Annotated in this window: 18 protein-coding genes; 5 read left to right on the forward strand and 13 right to left on the reverse strand. The window is 69.7% G+C overall.

Annotated elements, in window-relative coordinates; all coding sequences use genetic code 11:
* The first annotated feature begins 92 nt into the window (after positions 1 to 92).
* Genes ESP70_RS02760 through ESP70_RS20360 form a run of 3 tightly spaced genes read left to right on the forward strand, consistent with a single transcriptional unit; the run spans position 93 to position 1,682 of the window.
* On the forward strand, positions 93 to 920 hold the full coding sequence (locus ESP70_RS02760) for a hypothetical protein (protein WP_149687833.1): 828 nt from the start codon (positions 93 to 95) through the stop codon (positions 918 to 920).
* Positions 921 to 932: 12 nt separating this feature from the next.
* Positions 933 to 1,211, forward strand: coding sequence for a DUF4190 domain-containing protein (locus tag ESP70_RS02765; RefSeq protein ID WP_149687834.1), 279 nt, complete (start codon positions 933 to 935; stop codon positions 1,209 to 1,211).
* 45 nt (positions 1,212 to 1,256) lie between these two features.
* Positions 1,257 to 1,682 carry a DUF4190 domain-containing protein gene (locus ESP70_RS20360; RefSeq protein ID WP_149687835.1) on the forward strand — a complete coding sequence of 142 codons (426 nt, stop codon included), beginning with the start codon at positions 1,257 to 1,259 and terminating at the stop codon, positions 1,680 to 1,682.
* 30 nt (positions 1,683 to 1,712) lie between these two features.
* Here ESP70_RS20360 and ESP70_RS02775 read toward each other — a convergent pair whose 3' ends face one another.
* The 8 genes from ESP70_RS02775 to hisF all read right to left on the reverse strand — a co-directional run bounded on the left by ESP70_RS02775 (position 1,713) and on the right by hisF (position 8,411).
* Positions 1,713 to 2,147: a DUF2752 domain-containing protein gene (locus ESP70_RS02775; protein ID WP_223148588.1), complete on the reverse strand. Its 435-nt coding sequence runs from the start codon at positions 2,145 to 2,147 to the stop codon at positions 1,713 to 1,715.
* On the reverse strand, positions 2,144 to 2,650 hold the full coding sequence (locus ESP70_RS20365) for a DUF4190 domain-containing protein (protein WP_149687836.1): 507 nt from the start codon (positions 2,648 to 2,650) through the stop codon (positions 2,144 to 2,146). The genes ESP70_RS02775 and ESP70_RS20365 overlap by 4 nt, the downstream gene beginning before the upstream one ends.
* 10 nt (positions 2,651 to 2,660) lie before the next feature.
* A complete protein-coding gene (locus ESP70_RS02785; RefSeq protein WP_149687837.1) occupies positions 2,661 to 2,864 on the reverse strand; it encodes an HGxxPAAW family protein in 204 nt (67 codons plus the stop codon).
* Between the two features lie 37 nt (positions 2,865 to 2,901).
* On the reverse strand, positions 2,902 to 3,477 hold the full coding sequence (locus tag ESP70_RS02790) for a Trp biosynthesis-associated membrane protein (protein WP_188110460.1): 576 nt from the start codon (positions 3,475 to 3,477) through the stop codon (positions 2,902 to 2,904).
* Positions 3,474 to 3,812 carry a phosphoribosyl-AMP cyclohydrolase gene (hisI, locus tag ESP70_RS02795; RefSeq protein WP_223148589.1) on the reverse strand — a complete coding sequence of 113 codons (339 nt, stop codon included), beginning with the start codon at positions 3,810 to 3,812 and terminating at the stop codon, positions 3,474 to 3,476. The genes ESP70_RS02790 and hisI overlap by 4 nt, the downstream gene beginning before the upstream one ends.
* A 23-nt stretch (positions 3,813 to 3,835) precedes the next feature.
* A complete protein-coding gene (locus ESP70_RS02800) occupies positions 3,836 to 5,647 on the reverse strand; it encodes an ABC transporter ATP-binding protein (RefSeq protein ID WP_149687839.1) in 1,812 nt (603 codons plus the stop codon).
* Between the two features lie 162 nt (positions 5,648 to 5,809).
* Positions 5,810 to 7,660, reverse strand: coding sequence for an ABC transporter ATP-binding protein (locus ESP70_RS02805; protein WP_149687840.1), 1,851 nt, complete (start codon positions 7,658 to 7,660; stop codon positions 5,810 to 5,812).
* Entirely contained in the window at positions 7,650 to 8,411 is a 762-nt protein-coding gene (gene hisF, locus ESP70_RS02810) for an imidazole glycerol phosphate synthase subunit HisF (RefSeq protein ID WP_149687841.1), read from the reverse strand. Before hisF ends, ESP70_RS02805 begins: the two co-directional genes overlap by 11 nt.
* Positions 8,412 to 8,519: 108 nt before the next feature.
* Here hisF and ESP70_RS02815 point away from each other — a divergent pair, with 108 nt between their 5' ends.
* Entirely contained in the window at positions 8,520 to 9,128 is a 609-nt protein-coding gene (locus ESP70_RS02815) for a hypothetical protein (RefSeq protein WP_149687842.1), read from the forward strand.
* An 8-nt stretch (positions 9,129 to 9,136) separates the two neighbouring features.
* Here the strand turns inward: ESP70_RS02815 and priA are convergent, their stop codons facing one another.
* On the reverse strand, positions 9,137 to 9,862 hold the full coding sequence (gene priA, locus ESP70_RS02820) for a bifunctional 1-(5-phosphoribosyl)-5-((5-phosphoribosylamino)methylideneamino)imidazole-4-carboxamide isomerase/phosphoribosylanthranilate isomerase PriA (RefSeq protein ID WP_149687843.1): 726 nt from the start codon (positions 9,860 to 9,862) through the stop codon (positions 9,137 to 9,139).
* A gap of 44 nt (positions 9,863 to 9,906) precedes the next feature.
* Here priA and ESP70_RS02825 point away from each other — a divergent pair, with 44 nt between their 5' ends.
* Positions 9,907 to 10,611, forward strand: coding sequence for an alpha/beta fold hydrolase (locus ESP70_RS02825; RefSeq protein ID WP_149687844.1), 705 nt, complete (start codon positions 9,907 to 9,909; stop codon positions 10,609 to 10,611).
* Positions 10,612 to 10,620: 9 nt separating this feature from the next.
* Here the strand turns inward: ESP70_RS02825 and hisH are convergent, their stop codons facing one another.
* The 4 genes from hisH to hisD all read right to left on the reverse strand — a co-directional run bounded on the left by hisH (position 10,621) and on the right by hisD (position 14,321).
* On the reverse strand, positions 10,621 to 11,256 hold the full coding sequence (hisH, locus tag ESP70_RS02830) for an imidazole glycerol phosphate synthase subunit HisH (RefSeq protein ID WP_149687845.1): 636 nt from the start codon (positions 11,254 to 11,256) through the stop codon (positions 10,621 to 10,623).
* 79 nt (positions 11,257 to 11,335) lie between these two features.
* The gene (gene hisB, locus ESP70_RS02835) at positions 11,336 to 11,935 is read right to left on the reverse strand and encodes an imidazoleglycerol-phosphate dehydratase HisB (RefSeq protein WP_149687846.1); all 600 of its coding nucleotides are present in this window, start codon (positions 11,933 to 11,935) and stop codon (positions 11,336 to 11,338) included.
* Positions 11,932 to 13,008 (reverse strand): histidinol-phosphate transaminase, encoded by a 1,077-nt coding sequence (locus ESP70_RS02840; RefSeq protein WP_149687847.1) that lies wholly within the window; start codon positions 13,006 to 13,008, stop codon positions 11,932 to 11,934. Before ESP70_RS02840 ends, hisB begins: the two co-directional genes overlap by 4 nt.
* Positions 13,008 to 14,321, reverse strand: a complete 1,314-nt coding sequence (gene hisD, locus ESP70_RS02845) for a histidinol dehydrogenase (protein WP_246161756.1) — start codon at positions 14,319 to 14,321, stop codon at positions 13,008 to 13,010. Before hisD ends, ESP70_RS02840 begins: the two co-directional genes overlap by 1 nt.
* Positions 14,322 to 14,333: the final 12 nt, after the last annotated feature.

Here is a 14,333-nt window from a genome sequence, read left to right on the forward strand (position 1 = left end):
CCTCACTCGCAGTGGACTTCTCAAGAGTATCCCCGGCGCGGCTCGTGTCTCGCAGGGGTTCCCCGGAGTCGCGGTGTCACTATGCTCTCGACATGACGACGAACGAGCCGCCGCCGTACCCGGGCGATTCCAACCCGCCCACCAACGACTTGCCGGCATACGGTTCGCCGCCGCCTCCGCCAGGCAGCTATCCGCCGCCGCAGGGTGGCTATCCGCCCCCGCCCGGTGGCGGCCACTATCCGGCGCCCGGCGGCTATGGCATGCCCTACAGCGCACCTGAGGCGATCGGCTACGGCTGGCGGAAGTTCAAGGAGAATGCCGGGGCGATGATCCTCGCGACCCTGATCGTCATCGCCGGGACCATCGCGTTGGGCGCACTGTCTGAGGTCATCGCACCCTCGCCATCGATGTTCACCAGCGACGGTTTCGAGCTCGAGCTCGGCGCATCCGTGGCGTCCTTGATCGTCCAGACCATCACCGGCACCGTCGGCTACCTTCTCTACGCGATGCTGACCCGCGGTGCTCTCGACGTCGTCGACGGCGCCCGTTTCGACATCGGTCGCGCCTTCGGTGCTCTCAACGTCGGCAGCGTCCTGGTTGCCGGGCTCCTGGTCAGCCTCGGCACGACGGTCGGCACGCTGCTGTGCATCCTGCCAGGCATCGTGTTCTCGATCTTCGCCTTCTTCACCCTGTTCTTCGTCGTCGACAAGAAGCACGATCCGGTCTCGTCGATCGGTGCCAGCTTCACCCTCGTCGGCCGCAACTTCGGGAACGGGCTCCTGACCGGCCTGCTGGCGCTCCTCGTGCTGCTGGGCGGCGCCGTGCTCTGCCTCGTCGGCCTCCTCGCCGCCTTCCCGATCGCCATGCTCGCCGCGGCCTACGCGTTCCGCCGCTTCCAGGGCCAGCCGGTCGCACCGTGACGGACGGGTGACGTGAGCGACGGAGGGACCAGCGTTCCCACCAATCCCAAGGCGGTCTACAGCGTGATCTTCGGCGCTGTGGCATTCCCGTGCCTGTTCATCTACCCGTTCCTCGCGTTCGCCGTCGCCGTGCCGTCGGTGACCTGTGGCGTGTTCGCTCGCCGCGAGATCCGCGACTCCAAGGGCACGGAGGGTGGCGACATGACCGCGGTCATCGGGCTCACCATCGGAGTCACGACGATCGCGTTCGTGATCCTCATGTGGTTGATGTCGCCGTACTTCAGGGATTGAGCCCGGCAGACTTGCACCGTCGGCTCACGCCCCTATGCTCGCGGGATGACGAACGAGCCACCCGCCTACCCCGGCGAACCCACTCCATCCACCACCGGGCTCCCGAGCTACGGATCGACCCAGCCGCCTGAAGGGTCCTACCCGCCCCCGCCCGGCGGTCAGCCGCCGGCACCCGGCGGATACGGCAACTACGGTCAACCGCCACGGCAGAACCAGCTGGCGTTGTGGTCGATGATCGTCGGCATCCTCGCCGCCGTGCTGGGTCTGATCGGCGCGTGCGGGGTGATCTTCGGGCCGGTCGCGATCGGCCTGGCGATTCCCGGCCGTCGTCAGGTCGCGGCGTCTCAGGGCACGCAGAAGGGTGCCGGCATGGGCACCGCGGGCCTGGTGCTCGGCATCGTCGGCACCGCGCTCTCGGTCCTGTGGATCATCCTGTTCGCCACGGGCGTGCTGGACCTGCCCAACGTGTGACCCCTCGCGGGGTCCTGGTGGGCTGCTGCCTCAGGGAGCGAGCCAGGATCCCCACGGGGTGTTGCGGACGACACCGAACACGAGCACGACAGCGATCAGAGCGAGACCGGCCGGCAGGTTGAGGGTGATCATCGAGTCGACCTTGCCCCGCACACGACGTACGACCCACAGGACCCACGCCGCCGCCAGCGCGCCCACCAGCACCACCGCTAGGAGGTTGCTGCTGAGAGCTCCGACCAGGTCGCCCCGGGTCAGGTCGTTGACCGCCCGGAGGCCCCCACACCCCGGGCAGGGCTTGCCGGTCAGCGTCAGGAACGGGCAGTAGCCGTAGGTCCCCGAGTCGTGCGGGTCGCGGAGGTGCAACAGGACGGCGGCGCCGAGACCGGCCGCGCCGACCAGCGCCGGGGCGCGAAGACCGGACGCCGCCACGCGGCGCTCGATCTCTGCCCTCGGCGTGATCGTCACCAGTTGTAGACCTCGGACAGGATGAGCAAGGTGATGATCGACGCCTGGACCAAGGTGCCGACGATGCCGGTGATCAAGCCGGCGGTCGCCATGCCCTCACCCGTCTCGGCCCCGTTGCTCCGCTTGATGTCCTTGCGGCCCAGGACCGACAAGATGATGCCGGCCGGACCGATGATCAGGCCGAGATAGCAGAACACGATCGAGACGATCCCGAGGATCATCCCCCACAGAGCCTTCTGATTGGTCCGCGGCGCCGGTGCGTAGCCGTAGGGCTGTTGGCCGTACGCGGGCTGACCGTAACCCGGCTGCCCGTAGGGCTGCTGCCCGTATCCCGGAGGGGGCGGCGGCTGCTGCCCGTACGCGGGCGGGGCCTGGCCGTATCCGGGTGGCGGCGGCTGCTGCCCGTATCCCGGAGGGGGCGGGGGCGGCTGCTGACCGGGCTGCTCAGGCTGCGACCCCTCGGACCCGGGGTAGCGGGGGTACTCCGGCGGCTCGTTGCTCATCGCGTACGCCTCAGTGCTCAGCGTGCTCGGCGCGGTCCACGCCGAGTCCGGCGGCGGCCATGAACTTGCCGACCAGGCCCGAAGCGAGCGTCACGACGCAGCCGACGATGAACCAAGGCCAGTGCGGATCGGGAATCAGCGCGACGCCACCGATCGTGATGCCGGCAAGGCACAGCAGGACGGCGGTCCAGGCGGCGGGCGATGATCCGTGCATGGGTGGTTTCTCCTCGTGGTCGTGAACTGCGCTCAGACTACTGGGTGGGATCGCGCCCCTCGTCCAATGCCTTCCACATCTCGGCGTCGGACTGCGGAGCCGTGACCGCGGGTCGTGCCGCGGGGGCGTCGTAGCGGCTGCTCATGGTCGGCCATGTCGCTCCGAGTCGAGCCGTGATCGCGCCCCATGCGGCCGCGATGAGGAACGCGAGTGCGGTGACCCATTTCCAGGCCGACGTCGTGAAGTCGTGGTCGCCCGTGCCCGTGTAGGCGGGCGACTCCTTGACGGCGTGCTCGACCGCGTTGTCGAGCGACGAGCCGCCGAGCAGCACGACGGCCGCTGCCGCGAGAGCGACCAGCACCGTGAACCCGCCGACCACACGACGTACGCGAGGCGACGAAGCGAGGACCGCCAGGGCCGCTGCGACGACGACCAACGCCAGCGCCGAGACGAGCGGCTGTGCGTCGGACCCGGTGACGTCGACCGAGTCCGACGGCAGCCCGTCGGTCGCGACCTTGACGTGTGCCCACGTGCGGGACGCCGCGAAGAACGCCAGCCCACCGGCCGCGAGCGTGCCGAGCACGACGGGCCCGTAGAGGCGGCGGGAGCTCACAGCAGCCGGTCCGCGTCGAAGCAGGTGCGCGTACCGGTGTGGCAGGCCGGACCGGTCTGGTCGACCAGGACGAGCAGCGTGTCGCCGTCGCAGTCGAGCCGGACCTCGCGCACGGCCTGGGTGTTGCCGGAGGTCTCCCCCTTGACCCAGTAGGTCTGCCGGCTCCGGCTCCAGAACGTGCCGCGCCCGGTCGTCAACGTGCGGTGGAGCGCCTCGTCATCCATCCAGCCGACCATGAGCACGTCGCGGCTCTCGGCGTCCTGGATCACGGCAGTCACGAGGCCTTGGGCGTCGCGCTTGAGGCGCTCGGCGATGGCGGGGTCGAGGGAGCTCACGCCCACCAGTGTCTCAGGCCCGCTCACACGGGGTCGACGACCGGTTGGTGCGTCGCGAGCGATGCCTGGGCGACCCAGCTCGCGTGCAGCCGGGCGTAGACGCCGCCGAGCCTGACCAGCTCGGCGTGGGTGCCGTCCTCGACGAGCCGGCCGGCATCGAACACCAGGACGCGGTCGGCGTTCTCGGCGGTCGACAACCGGTGCGCGATCGTCACGCTGGACCGGCCCTCCAGAAGCCGGTCGAGGGCGCGCGTCGCCCGGAGCTCCGTCTGGGGGTCGACCGCGCTGGTCGCCTCGTCGAGCACGATGAACTCCGGATCGGCGAGCGCCGATCGTACGAGGGCGACGAGCTGGCGCTCCCCCGCCGACAGCGACTCGCCGCGCTGGCCGACCTGCGAGTCGAGCCCGCGAGGCAGCGAGGCGTACCAGTCGGCCAGGCCCAGTCGGTCGAAGACCTCGAGGAGCTCGGTCTCGGCGGCGTCCTTCTTGCCGTAGAGCAGGTTGTCGCGCAGCGTCGCATCGAACAGGAAGCCCTCCTGCGGGACCATGAGGACGTGCCGGCGGAGGTCGTCGAACGACACCTGGCTGATGTCGGTGTCACCCAGCCGGACGACCCCGACGGTCGGGTCCATGAGCCGGGTGAGCAGCTTGGCGAACGTCGTCTTGCCCGATCCGGTCTCGCCCACGATCGCGACCCGCTGGCGCGGCGCGATCTCGACGTCGATGTCCTTGAGCACGTCGGGTCCGCCGGGGTAGGCGAACGTCACGCCTTCGAACCGTGCGCCGAGCACACCGCCGGGCAGCGTCGTGCCCGCCGCCCCCGGGTCGACGACGTCGGCGGGAGTGTCGAGCAGCTCGATCACGCGGCGCCACGAGGCGATCGCGTTCTGGGCATCGGTGAGCACCTGCGTGGCCATCTGGACCGGACCGACGAACAGGCCGACGAGGAAGGCGAACGCGATCACGGTGCCCATCGACAGCTGCCCGGACAGCCCGATCGCCACGCCGAACGCGATGACGGCGGCGTTGGCGAGGCCACCGGCAACGCCCGCGGAGGCGAACGTGACGGCGACGAGCTTCTGGGCCCGGACGTTGGCGTCGAGGTTGCGGCCGATGCCGGCGTCGACCCGCTCCTGCGTGCGGCGCTCGATCGCGTAAGCGCGGACGACCGACGCGCCGACGACTGGCTCCGCGATGACAGCGAGCATCTCGCCCACCGTGCCGCGCACGATGTCGTAGGCCCGGCTGAGCCGCTCGGCGAAGTACTTGAGGCTGATCGCGAGGGGCAGGAAGCACACCCAGACGACGATCGTCAGCTGCCACGAGAACCACGCCATGATCGCCGTGGCCACGACGATCTGGCCGAGACTGACGACCATCATGATGCCGGTGAACTGCAGGAACTGTGAGACCTGGTCGATGTCGGACGTGACCCGCGAGACCAGGACGCCGCGGCGCTCGGCGTTCTGGGTCAGCATCGAGAGGTCGTGGACGTGACGGAACGCGTCGACGCGGAGCTGGGCCAGGCCGCGCTCGCTCGCGACGAACAGGCGTACGCGCATCCAGTAGGCCAGCAGGCCCGAGACGACGATGATGCCCAGCGCGGCGAACAGGTAGCCCGCGACGTCGCTCAGCTCGGTGCCGTTGCCCTTGCCGAGGCCCGAGTCGACGGTCTGCTTGATGACGATCGGGATGACGGAGCCGCCGATCGTGCTGAGGATCGCCAGCACAAGGGTGAGCCCGAGACCCTCCTTGATCGCCGGTGACAGGGCCAGGCCGCGGCGCAGGATCGCGATGCCGGTCAGGCGACCTTCTTCGGGAGCTTGGGCGCTCATGACTCTGCCCCCGTCAAGAGCCCACAATACGGAGGCAGCGTCATGACTGCTGCCTCATGATTCACTCGCTGGCGCTCGCTCATGACTCTGCCCCCGTCAAGAGCCCACGATACGGAGGCAGCGTCATGACTGCTGTCTCATGATTCACTCGCTGGCGCTCGCTCATGACTCCACCTCCCGAGCGTGGTCGTAGGCATTGACGAGGTTGCGGTAGTCGGCCGAGCGGGCGACGAGCTCGTCGTGGCTGCCCCGGTCGGCGATGACGCCGTCGTCGAGGAACACGACCTCGTCGGCGAGGGCGATCGTGGCCTTGCGGTAGGCGACCACGAGCACGGTCGGGCCGTCGTCGTCGGCGGTGTGCGCGGCCAGGGCCTTGAGGATGCGCTGCTCGACCTCGGGATCGACGGCGCTCGTGGCGTCGTCCATCACCAGCAGGCGCGGCCGGCGTACGAGAGCTCGGGCCAGCGAAAGGCGCTGCCTCTGCCCGCCGGACAGCGTCGTGCCGCGCTCGCCGAGCTCGGCGTCGAGGCCGGCCGGGAGGCGGGCGACGAACCCGTCGGCCTGGACCGTGCGCAGAGCGGCCCAGACGTCCTCGTCGGAGAAGTCGCCACCGAGGGTGACGTTCTCGCGCACGCTGTCGTCGAACAGGAACGTGGCCTGCGGGACCACCGCGATCGCCTTGGCGAGCTCGGCATGACTGAGCTCACGGATGTCGTGCCCGTCGACGCGGATCGCGCCGTGCTGCGGGTCGACGAGACGGGTCAACAGCGACGTCAAGGTGCTCTTGCCGCTGCCGGTCGCGCCGACGACGGCGATGACCTTGCCGGGCTCGACCTCGACGTCGATGCCGCGCAGGACGTCACGGTCGCCGTCGGCATAGCCGAACGTCAGGCCATCGATGTCGAGCGCCACCGGGCCTCCGCCGGGCAGCGTGCGTGAGCCGTAGGCCATCGAGCCCTCGGCGTCCAGCACCGACGACACCCGCTCCCAGCCGACCACGCTGCGCGGCAGCTCGCCGAGGACCCAGCCGATCGCGCGTACGGGGAAGGCCACGACCGTGAAGAGATAGGCCACCTGGACGACGTCGCCGGGGTCGGCGGCGCCACTGGCGACGCGCCCGACACCGAGCACGATCACCAGCAGGATGCCGAGGTTGGGCAGCGCCTCGAGCAACGGGTCGAACATGCTGCGGATGCGGCCGACGGCGATGTTGGCGTCGCGCAGCTCGTGGGTGACCTTGGTGAACCGCTCGGTCTCGTCGGCCTCGCGGCCGAGCGACTTGACGACCAGCGCACCGTCGAACGACTCGTGGGCGACCGAGCTCACGTCGCCGCGCAGCGACTGGGCGTACGACACCTTGGGCGAGAGCCAGCGCTGGTAGAACACGTTGATCGCGAACAGCGCCGGGAAGACGATGAGCCCGACGATCGTCAACACCACGTCGGCGGCCAACATCGCGACGATCGCGGCGACCAACATCGCGATGACGCCCACGGCCATCGGCAGCGGCATGAAGACCGACCAGGTCGCCTCGACGTCGGCGTTGGCGTTGGACAGCAGCTGCCCCGTGGGATGGCGGTGGTGCCACGCCATCGGCAGGGAGAGGTACTTGCGGGTGACCCGGCGGCGGTAGTCCGCGATCAGCCGGTAGAACACGACGCCACCGATGAGCCGGCGCCCGATGACGCCGAGCCCGCGCAGGATCGCGACAGCGAGGAACAACGCGATCGCGCCGGCCAGGGCACCCTTGGCGATCTCGCCACGGGCGAATGACGGACGGATCACGTGGTCGGTGGCCCAGCCGAGCACCCAGGCGTCGGCGACCGTCATGGCGCCGTAGAGGACGCTGCCGATCACCGAGAGGGAGAACAGGAAGCGCTGCTCACGGATGCCCTGGCCGAGCAGCGCGAAGCCACGGCCGGTCACATGGGTGTGATCGGTCGTGCCGAGGTCACGCTCGTCCGCATCGGATGGTGCGGCCGAGGCGGGCTCGGCCGTCGTCCTATCGGACACTGTGTCCTGCTGCTCGCAACGTCTCTTTCACCTGTCCGATGGTCATGTCGCCGAAGTGGAACACACTCGCGGCGAGCACTGCGTCAGCGCCGGCATCGATGGCCGCTGGGAAGTGCTCGAGCCGGCCGGCGCCGCCACTCGCGATGAGTGGCACTTGTGTAACGCCACGGACCGCCCGAATCATTTCCAGGTCGAAGCCGTCCTTGGTGCCATCGGCGTCCATCGAGTTGAGCAGGATCTCGCCGGCACCCAGGTCGGTGGCGGCGCGCGCCCACTCGACGGCGTCGAGGCCGGCCGAGGTGCGGCCGCCGTGCGTCGTCACCTCGAAGCCGCTCGGCTGCTCGCTGCTGCGCCGTGCGTCGACGCTCAGGACCAGGACCTGGTTGCCGAACCGGTGGGCGATCTCGGCGATGACCTCGGGCCGGGCGATCGCGGCGGTGTTGATGCCGACCTTGTCCGCGCCGGCGCGCAGCAAGCGGTCGACGTCCTCGGGCGTACGGACTCCGCCGCCGACCGTCAGCGGGATGAAGACCTGGTCGGCGGTGCGGCCGACGACGTCGAACGTCGTGTCGCGACTGTCCGACGACGCCGTGATGTCGAGGAACGTGAGCTCGTCGGCGCCTTCGGCGTCGTAGACCTTGGCCATCTCGACGGGATCGCCCGCATCGCGCAGGTTGACGAAGTTGACGCCCTTGACGACCCTGCCGTTGTCGACGTCCAGACATGGGATGACACGTACGGCGAGGCTCACCGGATGAGCCTATCCCTCGGCACGGACGTCTCATCCCTCGGGGAAATCCCGCGAACCGGCGACCGTAACCACTACGGTCGAGACAACCTGGCCTGTCGGAGGACCTCCATGAAGCGCATGCTCGGCACCGTCGCGGTGCTCATCCTGTTCACGTCCGCCTGCGGCAGCGAGCCATCGAACGGTGACACCGACTTCACGGTCGAGCAGACGACCCCCACACCCACAGTCACGCAAGAGACGACCCCGCCGCCGGCCGGCGCCAGCGACCTGGTGGTCAGGCCGGGCGCCATCGGACCGGTGAAGGCCGGCATCACCAAGGACGAGGCGCTCGCCACGGGGCTCTTCGACGCCGACGTCGCCGGGGCCGAGGGCTGTACGTTCGCGCTGCAGTGGAAGAAGCAGTTCACGGGCGTCGACGTGCTGACCCGCCAGGACGGCAGCGTCGCAGCGCTGGGTGTCACGGCGGGCGGGCCCGAGACCGAGGAAGGGATCGGTGTCGGCAGCACGCTTGCAGACGTCAAGGCGGCCTACCCCGAGCTCTCCCCGGTCAGCGAGGCCGGGTTCGACCAGGCCGGCGCGTTCCTCACCGTCGGGGACGACCACATCGGCTTCCTGTTCGGCGACGCGACCGTCTCGACGATCAAGGACTCCTCGAAGGTCTCGTTCATCGAGGTCACGAACGGCAAGCGTCCGGAACTCATGCGCAGCGGCTGCTGAGCCTTGCCTCAGACCTCGGCGACAGCGGTGAGGGCCTCGGGCAGCGTGAATGCACCGGCGTAGAGGGCCTTGCCGACGATCGCACCCTCGACGCCGACGCCGGTCAGCGAGGCGATCGCGCGGAGGTCGTCGAGGCTCGACACGCCACCCGACGCGACCACGGGCTTGTCGGTGATCTCGCACACCTGACGCAGCAGGTCCAGGTTGGGCCCTGTCAACGTGCCGTCCTTGGTGACGTCGGTGAGGACATAGCGGGCACAGCCGTCACGCTCGAGCCGCTCCAGCACCTCGAACAGGTCGCCACCCTCCTGCGTCCAGCCGCGCGCTGCGAGCGTCGTGCCGCGCACGTCGAGGCCGACCGCGATCTGGTCGCCGTACTGGCTGACGACCTTGCGGCACCACTCCGGGTTCTCGAGCGCGGCGGTGCCGAGGTTGACCCTCGTGCAACCGGTGGCGAGCGCAGCCTCGAGCGAGGCGTCGTCGCGAATGCCGCCGGACAGCTCGACCTTGACGTCGAGCCGGTCGACGACATCCGCGAGGAGCTCACGGTTGGAACCCTTGCCGAACGCGGCGTCGAGGTCGACCAGGTGGATCCACTCCGCCCCGTCGGTCTGCCACTGCAGGGCGGCGTCGAGCGGGGATCCGTATGTCGTCTCGCTGCCGAGCTCACCCTGGACGAGGCGCACGGCCTGTCCATCGGCGACGTCGACGGCGGGGAGGAGTTCGAGGGTCACGCAGGCGATCGTATCTGTCGGCACCCGCCCCTACGGTGGTCGGTATGAAGATCATCCTGGTTCCCGGATTCTGGCTCGGCGCGTGGTCCTGGGACCGCATCGCCCCCGCGCTCGAGGCCGCCGGGCACGACGTCGTCGCCCTCACGCTGCCCGGACTCGAGTCGGTCGACGCCGACCGCTCGGGCATCGGACTGGCGGACCATGTCGCCGCGATCGTCGCGGCCGTCGACGAGGCGGAGGAGCCCGTCGTGCTCGTCGGTCACAGCGGCGGCGGCGCCGCGGTCCACGGCGCGGTCGACCAACGCGCCGACAAGGTCGCGCGGGCGATCTATGTCGACAGCGGCCCCTTGCCGCACGGCGCAGCCATCAACGCCGGGCTGCCGGACAACGGCAACGGCGAGGTGCCGCTGCCGCCGTGGGAGCTGTTCCGCGAGGACGGCGGGCGCGACCTCAACGACTTCACCGAGGCTCAGCTCGACGACTTCCGCGCCCGCGCGATCCCACTCCCGGTCGGCGTGGCACGGGACCCTCAAGTGCTGGCCGACGAAGCCAGGTTCGACGTGCCGATCACCCTCATCAGCACGACCTTCACCCGCGACGAGATCGACCAGTACGTCGCCGCGGGTGAGGACTACTTCTCCGAGCTGCCCAAGATCAAGGACGTCACGATCATCGAGCTGCCGACCGGCCACTGGCCGCAGTTCACCAAGCCCGAGCAGCTCGCCGAGGTCCTGCGTGACGCGGTCTGACCGTCCAGGTCAGAGCGTCGCGAGCCAGTTCTTAAGCAGCTGGGAGCCGGCGTCGCCGGACTTCTCGGGGTGGAACTGCGTCGCCCACAGCGGCCCGTGCTCGGCGGCAGAGACGAACCGGTCCCCTGCGTACTCGGTCCACGTCACGGCCGGTTCCGGCATCGCGGGAGGCTGGCTGAGCACCCAGTCGCGCACGCCGTAGGAGTGCACGAAGTAGAAGCGCTCGTCCTCGATGCCGGCAAACATGCGCGAACCCGTGCCGGACTCCACGGTGTTCCAGCCCATGTGCGGCACGATCGGCGCCTGGAGCCGCTCGACGATGCCGGGCAGCTCGCCACACCCCTCCGTGCGTACGCCGTGCTCGATGCCTTCGCCGAACAGGATCTGCATGCCGACGCAGATGCCCAGCACCGGCCGGTTGGCGATCAGTCGGCGTTCGACGATGCGTACGCCGTCGACACCGACGAGCCCGCGCATGCAGGCCTCGAACGCACCGACTCCGGGCACGAGCAGTCCGTCGGCCTCGACCGCCGTGGTCGCGTCGCTGGTGAGGATCGCCTCGGCGCCGGCGCGCTCGACCGCGCGTACCGCCGATCGCAGGTTCCCAGAGCCGTAGTCCAGCACCGCAACGCGGGGCAGGGTCACAGCGGCGCCTTCACGAAAAGGACACGAGCATACGAAGCCACCACTGTGATGTTCTGTGGGTGCCTTCGCTGGCGCTCAGTCACAGAGCACCCTTGGTGCTGGGGATGCCCGATTCGCGCGGGTCGATCGCGACCGCGTCACGCAGTGCACGGGCGACGGCCTTGAACTGCGCCTCGGCGATGTGGTGCGGGTCGCGGCCGTCCAGCAGACGTACGTGCATCGTGATCCCGGCGTGGTGCGCGATCGACTCGAAGACGTGCGCGGTCAGGGCGCCGGTGTACTGGCCGCCGATGATCGCGGTGATCTGCCGGTCGGGCTCGCCGGAGTGCACGAAGTAGGGCCGCCCGGAGACGTCCACGACGGCCTGGGCGATCGACTCGTCGAGGGGCACGAGCGCGTCGCCATAGCGACGGATACCGACCTTGTCGCCGAGTGCCTCGCGGATCGCCTCACCGAGACAGATCGCGGTGTCCTCGACCGTGTGGTGCGCGTCGATGTGCAGGTCGCCCTCGGACTTGACCGTCAGGTCGATCAACGAGTGCCGCGAGAACGCGGTCAGCATGTGGTCGTAGAAGCCGACACCGGTCGAGATGTCGTTGATGCCGGACCCGTCGAGATCGATCTCGACGACGACATGCGACTCGGAGGTCTTCCGCTCGATGCGCGCTGTGCGGGTCATCGGGTCACCTCCAGGAGTGCGTCTCGGAACGCGGTCATCTCGTCCGGCGTGCCGATCGACACGCGCAGCCATTCTAGGGGTCCGACCTCGCGGATCAGGACGCCGTGGTCGAGCAGGCCCTGCCAGACCGCGTGACGATCGTCGAAGCGGCCGAACAGGACGAAGTTGGCATCGGACTCCGCGACCTCGAATCCCTGCTCGCGCAGCCAGGTCGCAGTCTCGTCGCGGGTGACCCTGAGCGCGTCGACCTGGGCCAGCAGCTCGTCCTCGTGGCGCAGCGCCGCGGTCGCGGCCGCCTGGCTCACCGCGGAGAGGTGGTAGGGCAGCCGGACGATGCGCAGGGCGTCGATGATGGCGGCGTCTGCGGCGACGTAACCGAGTCGCCCGCCGGCGAGCGCGAACGCCTTGCTCATCGTGCGGGTCACCAGCAGCCGGGGGAACTCGTCGAGCAGCTCGAGCGCGCTCGGCGTCCCGTCGCGGCGGAACTCGGCATACGCCTCGTCCACGACGACGATGCCCGGTGCCGCCTCGACGATGGCGCGGGTGTGCGCAGGATCGAGCGCCGTGCCGGTCGGGTTGTTGGGCGAGGTCAGGATCACGACGTCGGGCTGCTCGGTTGCGATCAGCTCGAGCGCCGCGTCCACGTCGAGGCCGAAGTCATCGCGGCGGCGGCCCGCGACCCAGCGGGTGTGGGTGTTGCGGGCGTACTCGGGATACATCGAGTACGTGGGTGCGAACGACACCGCCGTGCGTCCAGGGCCGCCGAACGCCTGCAGCACCTGCTGCATGATCTCGTTGGATCCGTTGGCCGCCCAGACCCGGTCCGGCGTCAGGCCGTGCCCGAGGTAGGCCGCGAGGGACGTACGGAGCTCGGTCGCCTCGCGATCGGGATAGCGGTTGAGCGTCAGGGCGGCGCGCTGCACCGACTCACCGATGTCCTTGGCCACGAGCTCGCTGGGTGCGTAGGGGTTCTCGTTGGTGTTGAGCTGCACCGGTACGTCGAGCTGCGGCGCACCATAGGGCTCGTCGTCCCGGAGCTCATCCCGGATCGGCACCCAGGCCGGCAGCGGCATCAGCGGGACATCCGGATCGACACAGCAGCCCCGTGGGACGGCAGGTTCTCCGCTTCGGCGAGCGTCACGACGTGATCGCCGACCTCACGCAGCGCAGCCTCGTCGTAGGTGACGACGTGCATGTTCTTGCAGAACGCGCGTACCGAGAGTCCCGAGGAGTGGCACGCGCAGCCGGCCGTCGGGAGCACGTGGTTGGAGCCTGCGGCGTAGTCGCCGAGTGACACCGGCGTGTGGGAGCCGACGAACACCGCACCGGCATTGACGATGCGGGCCGCGACATCAGCCGCACCGACCGTCTGGATCTCGAGGTGCTCGGCGGCATAGCCGTTGGCGACCTGGACGGCCTGGTCGACGTCGCGTACGAGCACGGTTGCCGACTGCTGGCCATCGAGGGCGGTGCGGATGCGGTCGGCGTGCTTGGCCGAGCCGAGCTGGTCGAGCAGCGCCGAGTCGACCGCGTCGGCGAGCTGCTCGCTGTCGGTGATCAGCACGCTGGCGGCCATGGGGTCGTGCTCGGCCTGGCTGATCAGGTCGGCCGCGACGAACGCCGCGTCGGCGGTGTCGTCGGCAATGATCGCGATCTCCGTCGGACCAGCCTCGGCATCGATGCTGACGGTGCCCTGCAGGTAGCGCTTGGCCGCCGCGACATAGATGTTGCCCGGCCCGGTGATGAGGTTGACCGGCCGGCACTCCCCCGCACCATAGGCGAACATCGCCAGCGCCTGGGCCCCTCCGGCGGAGTAGACCTCGTCGATGCCGAGCAGCCCGCAGGCGGCCAGGATCGTGGGGTGCGGCAAGCCGCCGAACTCGGCGTTGGGCGGGCTGGCCAGGGCGATGCCGGGAACGCCCGCGACCTGCGCCGGGACCGCGTTCATGATGACGGTGCTGACCAGGGGCGCCAGGCCACCGGGGACGTAGAGACCGACGCGCTGCATGGGGACCATCCGGCGCTCGACCGTGGCACCGGGCGCGACGTCGGTGACCAGCGTGTGCTCGAGCTCGGCCTCACAGGTCTGCCGCAGCCGGCGGATCGACTCCTCCAGGCCGGCACGGATGTCGGGTGCGAGCGACTCGAGGGCCTGGTTGATCGCGGCGCCCGGGACCCGGAGCTGGTCAGGGCGTACGCCGTCGAAGCGCTCCCCCGCGTCGAGCACCGCATCGGCACCGCGCGACTTCACGTCCTCACAGATCGGCTGCACCGCAGCCATGGCGTGCTCGACGTCCACCTCGGCGCGCGGCACGGCCGCGCTGTAGACCCACTGCCACTCCTCGGCAGCGGGCTCGAGATTTCTCAGGTCGAGACGTCGCATCACGACGCCAAGTCT

The sequence above is a fragment of the Aeromicrobium ginsengisoli genome (assembly GCF_004134905.2).
GTDB lineage: Bacteria > Actinomycetota > Actinomycetes > Propionibacteriales > Nocardioidaceae > Aeromicrobium > Aeromicrobium ginsengisoli.